Consider the following 16,213-nt stretch of genomic DNA (forward strand, 5'->3'; position numbering starts at 1 on the left):
TCGAGCGGCGGTTCCGCCGCAAGGGCCGCACTGGGGGCGAAGTCCACGCGGTGAAGGGCGTCGACCTCGACGTCGAAGCGGGCGAGCTGGTCGGCTTCCTCGGGCCCAACGGCGCCGGGAAGACGACCACGCTGCGCATGCTGACGACGCTGCTGAAGCCGACCGCGGGCACCGCGACCGTCGGCGGCTGCGACCTGCTGTCCGACCCGCTCGGCGTGCGCAAGCGGATCGGGTACGTCGCCCAGGGCGGCGGCAGCGCGCCGGAGAGCAAGGTCGCCGACGAGCTGGAGCTGCAGGGCCGGCTCTACCGGATGAGCAAGGCCGACGCGATCGCGCGCGGCGCCGAGCTCGCCGAGCAGCTCGACCTGACCGGGCTGGACCAGCGGCTGACCAAGACGCTGTCGGGCGGGCAGCGGCGCCGGCTCGACATCGCGCTCGGGCTGATCCACTCGCCCGGCCTGGTGTTCCTCGACGAGCCGTCGACCGGTCTCGACCCGCAGAGCCGCGCCAACCTGTGGGACCACATCCGCCGGCTGCGCGCCGAGCAGGGTGTCACGGTCTTCCTGACCACCCACTACCTCGACGAGGCGGACGCGCTGTCGGACCGGCTGATCGTGATCGACGACGGCCGGATCGTCGCCGAAGGGACGCCGGACGCGCTCAAGGCGCGGGTCAACGGCGACCGCGTCGAAGTGGGCGTCGAGCCGGAGCAGGCCGCGGACGCCGCGGAGATCGCCGGACGGCTCGCCGGTGCCCAGGAGCTGTCCGCCGACGGCGGGGAGATCCGGTTCCGGGTGCCGCGCGGCGACGTCGCGCTGCCGGAGCTGCTGCGGGCGCTGGACGCGAAGAGCATCGCGATGCTGTCGGTGCAGGTGCACCGGCCGACGCTGGACGACGTTTTCCTGACGTTGACCGGGCGTTCGCTGCGGGAAGCGGAGGAGGCCGGCCGTGCTGCGTGACACCTGGCTGATCTTCCGCCGCGACATGACGGCGGCCCTGCGCAACCCGACCTGGGTGCTGATCGGGATCATGCAGCCGCTGCTGTACCTGTTCCTCTTCGGGCCGCTGATGGTGCAGGCCATGCAGGGCCAGGGCCTGACCGAAGTGCAGGGCTGGATGCTGCTGACCCCGGCGCTGATCGCCCAGCTGGCGCTGTTCGGCAGCTCATTCGTCGGCTTCGGGCTGCTGGCCGAGTACCGCTCCGGCGTCGTCGAACGGTTCCGGGTGACGCCGGTCAGCCGGGTCGCGCTGCTGCTGGGCAAGGTGCTGGCCAACGCGCTGCAGGCGGTGGTGCAGGCCGTGCTGATCATCGTGCTGGCCGCGCTGGTCTTCCCGCTCGACGCCCCGGTCGGGGGCGTGCTGCTGTGCCTGGCGATCGTGTTCCTGCTGGCGGTGTCGCTGGCGTCGTGCTCGTACGCGCTGGCGTTGACGCTGAAGAGCGAGGAGACGTTCCCCGCCCTGCTCAACGCGGTGCTCATCCCGCTGCTGCTGCTCTCCGGGATCCTGCTGCCGATCACCGCCGGGAAGGCGCCGGACTGGCTCTACACGGTCTCGCGGATCAACCCGTTCCGGCACGTCGTCGACGTCGAGCGGAACAGCTTCGGCGGCGACTTCACGATGGACGCCCTGTTCACGGGCAGTGTCGTGGTGCTGGTGATGGCGGTGTTGTCCCTGTGGTGGGGCACCCGGACGTTCCAAAAGGAAAACGCCTGATCAACCGCGCGTTTGTCACTGCGGGTCCGTCTCCGGCGACGTATGGTGTGCTCTCCACCGACGTGCCGGGGGCGGACCGTGACAGAGCCGGAGAGTGAGCTCGGCATCTCGCTGTCGCACCGCGAGCAGGTGGCCGACTGGCAGGCCGTCCGGGCCGCGCAGACCCGGTTCGTGTCGGTGACGATCAGCGAGAACGTCAACTGGAGCAATCCCGCCGCGGAGCGCAACCTGGCCGGCGCGCAGGAAGCCGGGCTGCACGCGGGCGGACGGCACTACGCCCGGCCGGGCGCGGTCCACGACCAGGCGGAGTTCTTCGTGCGGACGGCGAGCCGGCTCGGCGCGTTCGCCACCGGCTCGCTCGCCCCGGCGCTGGAGGTGGCGGCGCCGAGCGTCGACGACCGGTTCGTCAAGGCGTGGATCAAGCACGTCCGGCACGCGGCGCGCATCGAGCGGGTGCTGGTCTACGCCGACCACGACTGCTGGGCGCACCGGCTGCACCCGGACCGCTGGGCCGACAGCGAGGTCGTGCTGTGGCTGATCCGGCACAACGGCATCCCCGGCAGGCCGGGCTGGTTCCACTCGCGGCTCGGCGTGCACCAGCACGCCTACGCCCCGGACGTCCCCGGCATCGCGGCGCCGGTCGAGCAGAACGCCGTCGTATACCCGTTCACATTGGGCGACTTGCTGCTCTGACGTGTGGTGGTATGTCGCCATGCGCGTGACGAGCAGGGCACTCCGGACGGACGTGACGCCGGCGCGCGCTCTTTCGGCTCTGGCCCACCACAATGCTTCGCGGGGGTTGCCGCCGCCCGCGATGCTGTCCGGTGAGTGGTTTTCCTCCCGGGCCGTGATCGCGCCGTCGCTTGCCGTCGCCCCGTCCGCGCTGCCGCCCTTCGCACCGGAGGCCGACGCCGCACCCGGCGTGATCGGCGGCGGCTGGTTCGGGTACCTGTCCTACGACTCGGCGGACCCGTCCGGCCGCACCGGTGCGTTGCCCGCGTCCGCGTGGGGCTGGGCGGACCACGTGCTGCGGTGGTCCGCCTCGGGAACGTGCTACCTGGAGTCGCTGGACGGCGGCGGGCCCTCTGTGTCCACAATGGAATCGCTGCTGGCCGCAGCCGGGCCGGCCCGTTCGTGGACGGCGGGACCGCTGCGACGCCCGCTGCCGTCGGAGCACCGGGACGCGGTGAAGGCGTGCGTGCACGCGATCGAGGCCGGGGAGCTGTTCCAGGCCAACATCTGCGCGCGGTTCACAGGCCCGTTCTCGGGGTCTCCCGCGGCGTTGTTCGCCGCGGGGGTGTCTTCGCTGTCACCCCGGCGCGCGGCCTTCCTGTCGGGGCCGTGGGGGTCGGTGGTCTCGTTCTCGCCGGAGCTGTTCCTCGCCCGCCACGGGCGTTCGGTGCGCTCGACGCCGATCAAGGGGACGCTCCCCCGCCGCGGGCCCGCCGACGACGGGAACGCCCTGCTGCTGCGTCAGTCCGCAAAGGACGTCGCGGAGAACGTGATGATCACCGACCTGGTGCGCAACGACCTCGGCCGGGTGTGCGAGGTGGGCTCGGTGACGGTGCCGTCGCTGCTGCAGGTCCGGCCGGCGCCGGGGGTGTGGCACCTGGACTCGACGGTGACCGGCGTCCTGCGCCCCGCCGTGTCGGACGAAGACCTCCTGGCGGCGACCTTTCCGCCGGGGTCGGTGACGGGCGCGCCGAAGATCCGCGCGCTGGACCTGATCGCCTCGCTGGAGCCGTGCGGACGCGGTGTCTACACGGGCGCGATCGGGCTGGTGTCGCCGGTGGCGGGCCTGGAGCTGAACGTCGCGATCCGGACGTTCGAGATCGCTTCCGGCACGATCTCCCTGGGTGTGGGCGGCGGCATCACGGCCGATTCGGACCCGGAGGCGGAGTGGCAGGAGTGCCTCCACAAGGCGGCACCCCTGGAACTCCTACTTGCCGGGGTCGAGCAGTAGCTTGCCGACTGTCTTGCGGGAACGCAGGGCCTCGTGCGCGCCGCGGGCGTCGGACAGGGCGTACTCCCCGCCCGGGATGGCCTTGAGCCGGCCGGCCAGCACCAGGTCGAACAGCTCGGTGAGAGCGGTCCCGAAGACGTTGCCCGGCAGGCGGAAGACGTGTGGCAGCCACATGCCGCTGATCGTGGTGCTGTGGCCGAGGACGTTGCGCAGCTCAACGGGCTTCGGGTTCTCGCGGCCCGCCATGCCGTAGAAGGCCAGGCGGCCGAACGGGGCGAGCGCGGCGATGCTCTGGTCGGTGGTGGTCCCGCCGACCATGTCGAGCACGACGTCGACGCGACGGCCGTTGTTCGCCTCCATCAGCGCGGTCGTCATGTCCTCGGCGCGCGAGTCGATGGCGACGTCCGCACCGAGCTCGAGGGCGAGCGCGCGCTTCTCCTCGCTGCTCGCGGTGGCGATGACCCGGCCGGCGCCCCACGCCTTGGCGAGCTGGACGGCGACGGTCCCGACCCCACCGGCGGCGGCGTGCACGACGACCGACTCACCCTTCTCGAGGTGGGCGTTCCGGCGGAGCAGGACCCAGGCGGTCGTGCCCTGGACCAGCATGGACAGCGCGGTGAGGTCGTCGATGCCGTCGGGCAACGGGATCGTCGTGGCCGCCGGGGCGACGGCCTTCTCGGCGTACCCGCCCCCGCCGTTGAGCAGGGCGACGACCCGCTTGCCGTCGTGGGTGCCGACCACCTCGCCGCCGGGGACGAGCGGCAGCTGGGACGGCGCGAGGTAGGAGTTCTCCGCCTGGTGGGTGTCGGCGTAGTTGACGCCGATGCGCTCGACGTCGATGAGTACCTCGCCGGGGCCCGCCACCGGGTCGGGCAGCTCGACGGGGGTGAGCACCTCGGGTCCGCCGAACTCGGTCACCTGCACTGCGCGCATGTCGCGTTCCCTCTCCGTCGTGGTTGTGAGACATTCTGACATATGTCTCAGGAGTTCGAGGTGGCCCGTGAGTGGTTCCTGTCCGGCCGCCGGCTGGACATGGGCGAGCTGGCCCAGGAGCTGTCGATCAGCCGGGCGACCCTGCACCGCCGCATCGGCAGCCGCGACCGGCTCCTCGGCGAGATCCTGTGGTCGCTCTCGGAGGTCTCGATCGCCCGGCTCTGGCCGGCCTGCGTCGGCCGCGGCGCGGCCGGGGTGGCGGACTTCGTGAGCGGGTACGTCCGGCTGGCGAACGACTCACCGCCGTTCCGCGACTTCCTGCGCCGCGAGCCGGAGCGGGCCCTGCGGCTGCTGACGACGAAGGCGAGCGTGTGCCAGCAGCGGACGACGGAAAAGCTGGTCACCCTGCTGGAGGACGAGGTCGCGGCCGGCCGGCTGGCCCCGCCGCTGCCGGTGCCGGACCTGGCCTACCTGCTGGTGCGGATCGGCGAGTCGTTCGTGTACACGGACGTGATCACCGGAGACGCCCCGGACGCGGCGAAGGCGCATGCCGCGGTCACCGCGCTGCTCACTTGACCCGGGCCGCCAGCACGGCGTCGTAGAGCTCCTTTTTGGACACCCCGGTCGCCTCGGCGACCTCCGCCGCGGCCGACTTCAGCCGTTCGCCGGAGGCCACCCGGGCCGCCACCTCGGCCACCAGGTCCGCCACCGAAACCTGCCTCGGCGGGGCCCCGGACAGCACGACCGTGATCTCGCCGCGCACCCCGTCCTCAGCCCACGAAGCCAGCTCCGGGAGGGTTCCCCGCTTGACTTCTTCATACGTCTTCGTCAGCTCCCGGCACACCGCCGCGCGCCGGTCGGGCCCCAGAACCGCGGCCGCATCGGACAACAGGGACGCCAGGCGGTGCGGGGACTCGAAGAACACCGCCGTCCGTGGCTCGTCGCGCAACGCCGTCAGCCAGCGCGTGCGCTCGCCCGGCTTGCGCGGCGCGAACCCCTCGAAGCAGAACCGGTCGCACGGCAAACCGGACAACGCGAGCGCCGTCGTCACCGCGGACGGGCCGGGCAGGCAGGTCACCGGCAGCGATTCGGCCACACAGGCGGCCACCAGGCGGAAACCCGGGTCGGACACGCTCGGCATGCCGGCGTCGGTCACCAGGACCACCGTCTCGCCCGCGTGCAACGCCTCGAGCAGTTTGGGCAGGCGCGCCGCCTCGACGTCTTCGTAGAAGCTCACCACCCGGCCGCGCGGGGTCACGCCCAGCGCCGTCGCCAGCGACCGGAACCGGCGCGTGTCCTCGGCCGCGACGACGTCGGCGTCCGCCAGGGCCGCCGCCAGGCGCGGTGAAGCGTCGCGGACGTCGCCGAGCGGGGTGGCGGCGAGGATGAGACGACCCGGAGTCACCCGGCCAGCCTAGGCTGATCAGCGGATCCGGACGACGGACGCCCCGTCCCGCCCGTAGGATCGCCCCCGTGACCGCCGTGCTGACCCGTCCCGACGACGAAAGCGTCCGGCCGGACCCGGTCGAGGCGCTCCGGCCGCCCACCGACCGCGAGCTGACCCTGCTCGGCCGGGGCATGCCGACCGATCGCCTCCGCGGCTGGGTCGTCACCCTGGTGCTGACCGTGATCGGCGGCATCGTCCGCCTGCAGAACCTCGGCGTGCCGACCGACAAGGGCAGCCCGGTCTTCGACGAGAAGCACTACGTGCCGCAGGCGTGGCAGGTGCTGCGCAACGGCGGTTACGAAGACAACTACGGCTACGAGCTGGTCGTCCACCCGCCGCTGGCGAAGCAGCTGATCGCGATCGGCGAATGGCTGTTCGGCTACAACGGCTGGGGCTGGCGCATCATGCCCGCGCTGGCCGGCACGCTGATGGTGCTGCTGACCATCCGGATCGCCCGCCGCCTCACCCGCTCGACGCTGCTCGGCGGCATCGCCGGCATCCTGGTGATCAGTGACGGCGTCCTGCACCTGCAGTCGCGCATGGGCATGCTCGACATCTTCATCGCGCTGTTCGTGCTCGCCGCGTTCGCCTGCGTGCTCGCCGACCGCGACCAGGTGCGCGAACGGCTCGCGACGGCGGTCCGCGAAGGCTGGGTGAACGAGACCGTCTGGGGTCCCAAGCTCGGCTTCCGCTGGTGGCGGTTCGGAACCGGGTTGATGATCGGGCTCACGTTCGGCGTCAAGTGGTCGGCGCTGTACTACATCGTCGCGTTCGGGCTGCTCACCGTCTTCTTCGACGTCGCGGCGCGGCGCGCGGCCGGCGTCGAACGGCCCTGGCTGGGCACGATCCGCCGGGACGTGCTGCCCGCGCTGTGGGCGATCCTGATCATCCCGTTCCTGATGTACTTCGCCGCGTACTGGGCCTGGTTCGCCAGCGAAACGGCCACCGACCGGCACTACACCGAGATCAAGGACATCGCGCCGGGCTTCTGGTCGTGGATGCCGCCGGCGCTGCGCTCGCTCGGCGACTACACGGCGAACGTCCTGCACTTCCACGAAACGCTGGTCACGCCCAAGGACAACCCGCACCCGTGGGAGTCGAAGCCGTGGACGTGGCCGATGGGCCTGCGCCCGATGCTCTACAGCTACAACGGCGAAGTCACCGGCTGCGGGGAGGCCCGCTGCATCAGCGCGACGATGCTGATCGGCACCCCGGCGATGTGGTGGCTGGCGATCCCGATGCTCGGCTGGGCGGTGTGGCGTTCGATCTTCCGCGCGGACTGGCGCTTCGCGGCGGTCCTGGTGGGCTACCTGGGCGGGTACGTCTTCTGGTTCACCAACATCGACCGCCAGATGTACTTCTTCTACGCGACCCCGCTGGCGGCGTTCCTGGTGCTGGGGCTGACGTTGTGCCTGGGCCAGATCCTGGGCAGCGCCCGGCGCGGCTTCGAGAGACGCGGCACGGGCCTGCTGGTGGTGTCGCTGTACGTCGGGCTGGTGGTGGCGAACTTCGCCTGGCTGTGGCCGATCCTGAACGGCATCGCGATCACGAACGGCCAGTGGGAGGCCGAGCGCTGGCTGCCGTCCTGGCGGTAGCTCAGCCCGCGAAGTACGCCCCCGGCGTGACCCCGACGGCCCGCCGGAACGCGGCCACGAACGCGCTCGCCGAGCTGTACCCGACGCGGTAGGCCACCGTCTCCAGCGGCGTGGCCTGGGCCAGCAGTGGCAACGCCGCACGCAGCCGCACCTGCGTGCGCCACGTCCCGAACGGCATCCGGCACTCCCGGACGAAGATCCGCGCGAGGGTGCGTTCCGCGGCCCCGACGTCCCGGCCGAACTCGGCGAGCGTGCGGGAGTCCGCCGGGTTCGCGAGCACGGCCGCCGCCACGTCGAGGGCCCGCGGGTCTTCCGGCGCCGGCACCACGATCGGCACCACGTCCAGCGGTTCCAGCAGGTCGAAGGCCACGGCTTCGGCACGCAGCCGGGCGTCGGGGGCGACGCCGTCGCCGGTCAGGTACTCCAGCAGCTCCCGCAGCAGCGGCCGGACGACGACCACCCGCGGCTCCGGCCACGCCACCGGTGAGCGCGCCGGATCGGCGTAGATGCCGCGAAGGGCCGCCCGGCCGAGCGCGCCGGTCCGGTGCCGGACCCCGGCGGGCATCCAGAGGGCCCGCGTCGGCGGCAGCACCCACCCGGCGTCGCCCGCTTTGACCGCGACGACGCCGCGGGCCGACCAGACCAGCTGGTGGGACGGGTGCTCGTGCCACGGGAACCAGGTCCCGGCGGGCAGGTCGAACGCCCCGAGCAGCATGGCTTGACTGGTTGGCGACATCGGTTGGCAGCGTATCGGCTACCGGTCACGCCCGTCTCGAAATAGCGTCGGACGCATGCCGATGAACCTCATCCACCGCAAGATCTGCAGCTCGGCCAAGTGGGCGGACACGGTCGAGGAGCGCCTGACCCCCTGGCTGGCCCGCCACCGCCTCGGCGACGACGTGCTCGAGGTGGGCCCCGGCTTCGGCGCGACGACGAAGGTGCTGCTCGACGCGGTCCCGAAGCTGACGGTCCTGGAGATCGACCCGGCCTCGACGTCGCTCCTGCGGGAGAAGTTCGGTGCCCGCGCGGAGGTGGTCGAGGGCAGCGGCGCGGAGATGCCGTTCGAGACCGGGCGGTTTTCGGCGGTGGTGTGCTTCACGATGCTGCACCACGTCCCGACGCCCGAGCTGCAGGACGCGATCTTCGCCGAGGCCGCCCGGGTGCTGCGCCCGGGCGGGAAGTTCTGCGGCACGGACAGCCAGCTCAGCTTCCGGTTCCGGCTCCTGCACATCGGCGACACGATGAACGTGGTCCCTGCGCCGACACTGCCCGGCCGCCTGGCGAAGGCGGGGTTCGAGCAGGTCGAAGTGAAGGTCCGGCCGAAGGAGATCGTGAGCTTCTCGGCGATCAAGCCCGGCTAGCGGCGCGGCAGCTGGCTCCCCGGCTGCCGCGGCACCACCCGCGTCACCGGGCCGTCCGCGGACTTGCCCGCCCGCGAAAGCCACCCCTCGACCTCACGCCGCACCGCGTTCAACGTCGGGCGCCGGCGCGGTTCCGGGTCCAGCGAGGCCGCCAGCAGCCGGGCGTGCGCGCTCCGCTGCGGCAGCCGCGACACCGGCTCGGCCCGCGCCGCCGCCATCAACGCCGCCATCGGTGTCTCCCGCGTTCCGCGCGGCGGCTGGCCCGACAGCGCGTAGCTGATCGTCGCCGCCAGCTGCCACGCGTCCGACGCCGGGGACGCCGTTGCGCCCATCGCCTGCTCCGGGGCCACGAAGTCCGGGGTGCCGATCATCATCCCCGTCGCCGTCATCTTCGAGTCGCCCTGGCTGCGGGCGATGCCGAAGTCGATCAGGTGGGCCAGGCCGCTCGGGTCCAGCACGATGTTCGACGGCTTGATGTCGCGGTGCAGGACGCCCTTGTCGTGCGCCGCCGCCAGGGCGCCCGCCATCGTCGCCCACAGCCGGCCCGCCGCGACGTCGTCGAGGGGGCCCTGGCCGTCGACCAGCTCGGCGAGCGGACGGCCCTCCAGGTACTCCATCACCAGCGCCAGGCCGTCCGGCTCTTCGGCCAGGTCGTACACCTTGACGCAGTTCGGGTGGCTGACCACGGCCAGCGCGCGGGCCTCGCGCTGCATGCGCTCGGCCGTGTCGCGGTCCGGCGCGTGCGCGATCTTCAGCGCGACCGTGCGGTTCAGCTGGGTGTCGACGGCCTGCCAGACCGTGCCGAACCCGCCCGCGCCGAGCTGCTTGACGCGGCGGTAGCGGCTGCCGCCCGCGTTGCGGGAGCCGGGCGGCGGCGGGATCGGGCCCGGCGCCGCGGCCAGCGCGCCGCCCGGCGGGGACGGCGGCTCGGGCGCCGACGCCAGCGCCGTCTTCGGGTACGGCCGGTTGGCCGGGGGCGGCGGCGGAGGCGGCGGGGTCGGGCGCGGCTGGACCTGCGACGGCGGCGGCCCCTGGGGCTCCTGCTGGCGGCGCGGCGGCGGCTCGTCCGACCGGTCCGACCGGTTGATCACCGACCACGGCGGCGGGCCGACCATCGCGACCGGGATCAGGCCCAGCACGCTGAACGGCAGGAAGCCCAGGAAGAAGTGCAGCGCGGTGTTCGCCTCCATGCCGACGCTGAACACGAGCATCGCGGCGAACGGGATCCAGAAGAACCGCGACGGCCACTTCGGGCCGCGGCGGAAGGCCGTGCGGCCCTGCAGCATCACGAAGAACAGCGAGCCCGCGCCCAGGACGACGAAGGCCAGCAGGTAGACGAAGAACGGGATTTCCTTGCCGCTCTGCGAGGACAGCACCTCGTAGACGGTCTGGCCGCCGCCCAGGTACTCCCGCTGGTTGTCCACCCAGCAGCCGCCGGAGCCGTTCAGCGCTGACAGCTCGGTGTCCGACAGCCCGGTCTTCTCCTTGGCCCACGCCGCGTTGTAGACACCCGAGACGCCGATGGCCAGCAGCCACGGCAGCACCAGGGTGCTGAGCAGGCCGATCACCCCGAAGACGCCCAGCGTCGTGGCGTCGTAGCGGTTGCCCGTGCCCTTCCGGATGATCGACACGGCGACCGCGCCGATCGGCGGAAGCAGCGCGACGAGCGCGCCGGCCGCACTCGTGGCCCAGACCCAGTCGCCGGGGCAGAAGCCCGGGCCGAACAAGGAATGGGCTAGCGAGAGCAACGCGCTCGCGAGTCCGTTCACCGCCGGGCTCCCCTCACTGTCCGTGTTCACTTCGCACCGTCACGCGGTGAATTCCCGCGGTCCAGCTTAGGACGCTCCCGGGCTCCGTGAGGTTGCCGGGTCTTTCCGCGGGGGAATCCGGCGCGCCCGCCGCTCCCGCGCCATGATGGGGATCGGCGCAACGTCCGACCCGAAGGAGCGGAGCATGGGCGCGTACTCCGAAGCCTACCGGCGCAGCCTGGCCGAGCGGGACGCGTTCTGGCTGGCCGCGGCCCAGTCGATCAGCTGGACCAGAGCGCCGGAGCGGGCACTGGACGACGCGAACCCGCCCTTCTACCGGTGGTTCCCGGACGCCGAGCTGAACACGTCGTACAACGCGCTGGACCGGCACGTCGAGGCCGGCCGCGGCGGCCAGGCCGCGCTGATCTGGGACTCTCCCGTGACCGGACGGCAACGCACCTACACCTACGAGGAGCTCCGGGACACCGTCGCGCGCTTCGCCGGCGCGCTGCGCTCGCTCGGGGTCACGAAGGGTGACCGGGTGATCGTCTACCTGCCGATGGTGCCGGAGGCCGCGATCGCGATGCTGGCCTGCGCGCGGATCGGCGCGGTGCACTCGGTGGTCTTCGGCGGGTTCGCGCCGAAGGAGCTGGCCGCGCGGATCGAGGACGCGAAACCCAAGGTCGTCCTGGCCGCGTCCTGCGGCATCGAGCCGACGCGGGTGGTCGAGTACCAGCCGATCATCGAGGCCGCGCTGGGGATGACCGAGCACCAGCCCGACCACGTCGTCATGCTGCAGCGCGAGCAGGCCCCGGCCACGGCCGGCCGTCACTTCGACTGGCGCGAGCTGGCCGCGGGCGCCGACCCGGCCGACCCGGTGCCGGTCGCGGCCACCGATCCGCTGTACATCCTCTACACGTCCGGGACGACCGGGAAGCCGAAGGGCGTCGTCCGCGACACCGGCGGCCACGCCGTCGCCCTCGCCTACTCGATGGACGCCGTCTACGACGTCCACGCCGGCGACGTCTGGTGGACCGCGTCCGACGTCGGCTGGGTCGTCGGGCACTCCTACATCGTGTACGCGCCACTGCTCGTCGGCGCGACGACGGTCATGTACGAAGGCAAGCCCGTCGGCACACCCGACGCGGGCGCGTTCTGGCGGGTCATCGCCGAGCACGGCGTCCAGGCCCTGTTCACCGCGCCGACCGCGCTGCGAGCCGTCAAGAAGGTCGACCCGGACGCCCGTGAGCTGGAGAAGTACGAGCTGAAGCAGTTCCGGACGCTGTTCCTGGCCGGCGAGCGGCTCGATCCCGAGACCTACCACTGGGCGCACGAGAAACTCGGCGTCCCGGTCGTCGACCACTGGTGGCAGACCGAGACCGGCTGGCCGATCGCCGCCAACACCCGCGGCCTCGAGCCGATGGACGTCAAGGCGGGGTCGGCAACCAAGCCGGTCCCCGGCTGGGACGTCCGCATCCTCGACCAGGCCGGCGAGGAGCTGCCGGCCGGGCGCGAAGGCGCGATAACGGTGAAGCTGCCGCTGCCGCCGGGATCGCTGCCGACGCTGTGGGGCGACGACGAGCGCTACCGCGATGCCTACCTCTCCCGCCACGGAGGCCACTACCTCACCGGCGACTCCGGTTACTTCGACGAAGACGGCTACCTGTTCGTCATGGGCCGCACGGACGACGTCATCAACGTCGCCGGCCACCGGCTGTCCACCGGGTCGATGGAGGCCGTGCTGGCCGCGCACCCGGCGGTCGCCGAGTGCGCCGTGATCGGCGTGGCCGACCAGCTCAAGGGCCAGCTGCCCCGCGGGTTCGTGGTGCTCAAGGCGGGCGCGGATATCGCCGCGGACCAGCTGCGCGACGAACTCGTGGCGATGGTCCGGCGGGACATCGGCCCGGTCGCCGCGTTCCGCGATGTGTCCATTGTGGACGCCCTGCCGAAGACGCGGTCGGGGAAGATCCTGCGCAAGACGATGCGTGCGATCGCCGACGGCCGCGACGAGGCGGTGCCCTCCACGATCGAGGACCCGAGCGTCCTGGAGGCGATCCGGGCCGCCCTTCGTTAAGAGCTGTTCCAAATGCACCGGCTGGTCTGTACCTTTGCAGGGAGTCCCCGACCGGAGGTGCTTCGATGCGCTTGTCCAGAGCCGTCCTGACCGCGGCCGTCGTGAGTCTCACGGCCGCCGGCCTGCCCGCTTCCGCCTCGGCGGCCCCGGCCGCCCCCGAACGCAGCGTGACCGACGTCGTCCCGGCGCCCGTCTCGGCGAAGGCCGATCCTCGCGGCGATTTCCGGCTCACGCCGGCCACCGTGATCACCGCCGACCGCGGCGCCGGCCAGGTCGCGGACTACCTGCGCGGCCTGCTCCGCCCGGCCACCGGTTACCCGCTGCCGGTCGTGCCGCACGCCGCCGGCCTGCCCGCGATCTCGCTGAAGCTGGGCCACGACGCGCGGATCGGCACCGAGGGTTACCGGCTGAAGGTCGCGCGCGACGGCGTCACGCTGACCGCCAACACCGCCGACGGGCTCTTCGAAGGCGTGCAGTCGCTGCGGCAGCTGCTGCCCTCGGCGATCGAGGGCAAGCGCGGGCAGCACCGGACGTGGACCGTCGCCGGCGGCACGATCCTCGACTACCCGCGCTTCGCCGAGCGCAGTGCGATGCTCGACGTCGCCCGGCACTTCTTCAAGCCGGACCAGGTGAAGCTCTACATCGACCAGATCGCCCAGTACAAGGTCAACACGCTGCACCTGCACCTGGCCGACGACCAGGGCTGGCGGATCGAGATCAAGAGCTGGCCGAAGCTGGCGACGGTCGGCGGCAGGACCGCGGTCGACGGCGATCCCGGCGGCTACTACACGCAGGCGCAGTACCGGGACATCGTCGCGTACGCGGCTTCGCGGCACATCACGGTGATCCCGGAGATCGACATGCCGGGCCACACGAACGCGGCGCAGTCGACGTACGCGGAGCTGAACTGTGACGGCAAGGCCGTCCCGCCGCGCACGGACACCGAGGTCGGCTACAGCTCGCTGTGCATCTCCTCGCCGATCACGTACCGGTTCGTCGAGGACGTCGTCCGCGAACTGGCCGCCCTCACGCCCGGCCCGTACCTGCACATCGGCGGCGACGAGGCCCACTCGACGCCGCCCGCGGACTACCTGACGTTCGAGCGGAAGGTTCAGCCGATCGTCGCGAAGTACGGCAAGAAGGTCACCGGCTGGCACGAGATCGCCAAGTCGGTCCCGCCGGTGTCGGCGGTCCCGCAGTACTGGGACTTCGGCGGCAGCAACCCGGACGTCGCGGCGGCCGCGGCGCGCGGCAACAAGATCCTCATGTCGCCGGCGAACTACGCCTACCTCGACATGAAGTACACCCCGCAGACACCGCTCGGCCAGGACTGGGCCGCGCTGATCGAGGTGAAGGACGGCTACAACTGGGATCCGGCGTCGCTGGTCGACGGCGTCGGCGAGAACCGGATCGCGGGCGTCGAGGCGCCGCTGTGGACCGAGACGATCCGCACCAGCGACGACATCGAGTACATGGCGTTCCCGCGGCTGCCGGGGATCGCGGAGATCGGCTGGTCCCCGAAGTCGACCCACGACTGGGACGCCTACCGCGCACGGCTGGCGAAGCAGGCCCCGCGCTGGGTGGCGCAGGGCATCGACTTCTACCGTTCCCCGCAGGTCGACTGGAAGTGAGCGCCGGGTCGTGAGTGGTGCGGCGGGCCGGAACCCGCCGCACCACGCACGACCTCAGCCCAGGTCTTTCACCGGTGCCCCGGGACGTCGAGGTACTGGTTCGTGCTGCCCTGCACGGTGAAGTCCCGCGCGATGCCGACCGTCGGCATCTGGGACAGGGCCTTCACGTTGTAGTCGACGCCTCGCACGTTGATCGGCGGCTTTTCCGGGTCGAAGTTGTACGCCTTCTTGAGGTCCACCCGGTAGCCACCGGTCAGCTGCACCGTCCCGTCGCCGGTCACCCGGGCGGTCAGGTCGCCGGTGACCCGGTACTCGAACGAGTGCAGCGCGAAGATGTGGTCGGGTTCCTCGGTGAACTGCCCGCCGAGCCAGTTCGTGTCCAGCTTCAGCGCGCAGGTCGTCCCGACCGGTCCGGTGCACTTGGCCGCGGCCTGGTCGGCGTACGTCCTCAGTTTGGCGTCGAGCGGGCCATGCCATTGCTCGTCGCCGTAGAAGCTGGCCATCTGGTCGGCGCTGAGGACGTAGTCCGTTCCACTGGCGCCCGCCCAGTGCTTGAACAGGGCGCAGGTGATCGGCCGGTTCAGGCAGACGGCCAGCGCGGCCGCGGTCTGCTCCGAGGCGAGCATGTGGATGTACTCCTTCTGCGCGTCCCGCTCCCACCCCGCCGGCCGGTGGTACTCCGGGTGGCCCGCCTGGTCGTCGCTGTAGGGGTGCCCGTCGGGGTCGGTCATGTCCGGACGGCTGCCGCCCGCGGCTTCGGCGATCTCGCGCAGGTAGAGGTCGACCGTCCGCTGGAAGGCCTCGGCCGCGGCCTGCACGGCCTGGTCGCGGCTGAGGTGGGCTTCGGCGGCGGACCTGGCCGCGGCGTCGGCGGCGGCCCGGGCGCCGGAGGCCGAGGCCGCCGCGTCCGACGCGGACGCCTGGGCCCGGTTCGCCGACTGCTGGGCCTGCTGGGCCGCCTGGTGGGCGGCGGCCTCGGCCTGCTTGGCCTGGTTCGCCGACTGCACCGCCGCGTCCGCCGACGCCTTGGCGTCCTGGGCCGACGCCGCGGCCTGCGCGGCGTAGGTCGTGGCCAGGTCCGCGGAGTCCTTGGCCTGCTGGGCGTAGCGGGCCGCGTCGTCGGCCGCGCCCCGGGCCACCGCGGCGGCCTTGGCCGCCTCGGCCGCGTTCTGGCGGGCCAGCGCCGCCGCGCGGGCGGCGTCGGCGACGTACCCGGCGACCTCGGCCCGGTGGGTGGCGGTCAGCGCGTCCCGCTGCCGCGCCCGGTACAGCCCGGACTCGAGGAACGTCCGGACGACGCTCGCCGGCCCGGCCAGCGAAGCCCGCGCCGAGGCGCGCACCTCCGGCCCGCCGGTCGAGACGGCCTGCGTGGCCAGCACCCGGTCGTCGGTTTCGCGGGCGGTGTACTGCCCGGTGCGCAGGAACGCCCGGATGTCGTCGGCGGTGCCGTCGAGGGCGCGGCGGCCCGCGGCCTGCACGCCCGGTCCGCCCGCCGCGACGACCTGGGTGGCCAGCACCCGGTCGTCGGTTTCGCTGCCCGGGTACCGGCGGTTGCGCAGGAAGTCCTGCACCTGCGCGTCGGTGCCGACCAGCGCGGTCCGCGCCGTCGCCGCCTCGGCCGGGCGGGCCGTCGCCGCCGCGATGGCCGCGACGCTGGCCCGGTCGTCCTTGCGCACGGTCGCCGGCTGGACGGTGGTGACGAACGCCTTGACGTCGTAGTCGTCCCCGACCAGCGCCGTTTCGGCGGC

Annotated in this window: 14 protein-coding genes; 9 read left to right on the forward strand and 5 right to left on the reverse strand. The window is 72.4% G+C overall.

From position 1 onward, the window contains the following. The 4 genes from CCN39_RS21100 to CCN39_RS21115 form a co-directional block, all read left to right on the forward strand. Positions 1 to 959, forward strand: a 959-nt coding sequence (locus CCN39_RS21100) for an ATP-binding cassette domain-containing protein (RefSeq protein WP_086844529.1), incomplete at its 5' end; no start/stop codon positions are given. Beyond that, positions 949 to 1,713, forward strand: coding sequence for an ABC transporter permease (locus CCN39_RS21105; RefSeq protein ID WP_086844531.1), 765 nt, complete (start codon positions 949 to 951; stop codon positions 1,711 to 1,713). The genes CCN39_RS21100 and CCN39_RS21105, both read left to right, overlap by 11 nt. A gap of 78 nt (positions 1,714 to 1,791) precedes the next feature. Further along, positions 1,792 to 2,406 carry a glycoside hydrolase family 25 protein gene (locus tag CCN39_RS21110; protein WP_086844533.1) on the forward strand — a complete coding sequence of 205 codons (615 nt, stop codon included), beginning with the start codon at positions 1,792 to 1,794 and terminating at the stop codon, positions 2,404 to 2,406. A 19-nt stretch (positions 2,407 to 2,425) separates the two neighbouring features. Next, positions 2,426 to 3,676 (forward strand): aminodeoxychorismate synthase component I, encoded by a 1,251-nt coding sequence (locus tag CCN39_RS21115; RefSeq protein ID WP_086844535.1) that lies wholly within the window; start codon positions 2,426 to 2,428, stop codon positions 3,674 to 3,676. On the opposite strand, the gene CCN39_RS21120 is transcribed toward CCN39_RS21115, so the two are convergent. Next, entirely contained in the window at positions 3,653 to 4,609 is a 957-nt protein-coding gene (locus tag CCN39_RS21120) for a quinone oxidoreductase family protein (protein ID WP_086844537.1), read from the reverse strand. The genes CCN39_RS21115 and CCN39_RS21120 overlap by 24 nt on opposite strands. 42 nt (positions 4,610 to 4,651) lie before the next feature. Between CCN39_RS21120 and CCN39_RS21125 the strand changes: the two genes are divergently transcribed. Further along, positions 4,652 to 5,185 carry a QsdR family transcriptional regulator gene (locus CCN39_RS21125; RefSeq protein WP_086844539.1) on the forward strand — a complete coding sequence of 178 codons (534 nt, stop codon included), beginning with the start codon at positions 4,652 to 4,654 and terminating at the stop codon, positions 5,183 to 5,185. Here CCN39_RS21125 and rsmI read toward each other — a convergent pair. Continuing rightward, entirely contained in the window at positions 5,178 to 6,014 is an 837-nt protein-coding gene (rsmI, locus tag CCN39_RS21130) for a 16S rRNA (cytidine(1402)-2'-O)-methyltransferase (protein WP_086844541.1), read from the reverse strand. The genes CCN39_RS21125 and rsmI overlap by 8 nt on opposite strands. A gap of 68 nt (positions 6,015 to 6,082) precedes the next feature. On the opposite strand from rsmI, the gene CCN39_RS21135 reads away from it, so the two are divergent. Further along, positions 6,083 to 7,651: a dolichyl-phosphate-mannose--protein mannosyltransferase gene (locus CCN39_RS21135; protein ID WP_086844543.1), complete on the forward strand. Its 1,569-nt coding sequence runs from the start codon at positions 6,083 to 6,085 to the stop codon at positions 7,649 to 7,651. A gap of 1 nt (position 7,652) precedes the next feature. On the opposite strand, the gene CCN39_RS21140 is transcribed toward CCN39_RS21135, so the two are convergent. Further along, entirely contained in the window at positions 7,653 to 8,366 is a 714-nt protein-coding gene (locus CCN39_RS21140) for an AraC family transcriptional regulator (RefSeq protein WP_086844545.1), read from the reverse strand. 76 nt (positions 8,367 to 8,442) lie between these two features. Here CCN39_RS21140 and CCN39_RS21145 point away from each other — a divergent pair, with 76 nt between their 5' ends. Further along, positions 8,443 to 9,012, forward strand: a complete 570-nt coding sequence (locus CCN39_RS21145; RefSeq protein ID WP_086844547.1) for a class I SAM-dependent methyltransferase — start codon at positions 8,443 to 8,445, stop codon at positions 9,010 to 9,012. Here CCN39_RS21145 and CCN39_RS21150 read toward each other — a convergent pair. Then, on the reverse strand, positions 9,009 to 10,781 hold the full coding sequence (locus CCN39_RS21150) for a serine/threonine-protein kinase (protein ID WP_086844554.1): 1,773 nt from the start codon (positions 10,779 to 10,781) through the stop codon (positions 9,009 to 9,011). The genes CCN39_RS21145 and CCN39_RS21150 overlap by 4 nt on opposite strands. A gap of 184 nt (positions 10,782 to 10,965) precedes the next feature. Here CCN39_RS21150 and CCN39_RS21155 point away from each other — a divergent pair, with 184 nt between their 5' ends. Together CCN39_RS21155 and CCN39_RS21160 are read left to right on the forward strand one after the other, a co-directional pair. Beyond that, positions 10,966 to 12,834, forward strand: coding sequence for a propionyl-CoA synthetase (locus CCN39_RS21155; RefSeq protein WP_086844550.1), 1,869 nt, complete (start codon positions 10,966 to 10,968; stop codon positions 12,832 to 12,834). A gap of 65 nt (positions 12,835 to 12,899) precedes the next feature. Next, the gene (locus CCN39_RS21160) at positions 12,900 to 14,465 is read left to right on the forward strand and encodes a beta-N-acetylhexosaminidase (RefSeq protein WP_086844552.1); all 1,566 of its coding nucleotides are present in this window, start codon (positions 12,900 to 12,902) and stop codon (positions 14,463 to 14,465) included. A 68-nt stretch (positions 14,466 to 14,533) separates the two neighbouring features. Here the strand turns inward: CCN39_RS21160 and CCN39_RS21165 are convergent. Beyond that, positions 14,534 to 16,213: ALF repeat-containing protein (locus tag CCN39_RS21165; protein WP_208630289.1), on the reverse strand; the 1,680-nt coding region annotated here is incomplete at its 5' end.

It is taken from the genome of Amycolatopsis kentuckyensis (assembly GCF_002155975.1).
In the GTDB taxonomy this organism is placed as follows: domain Bacteria; phylum Actinomycetota; class Actinomycetes; order Mycobacteriales; family Pseudonocardiaceae; genus Amycolatopsis; species Amycolatopsis kentuckyensis.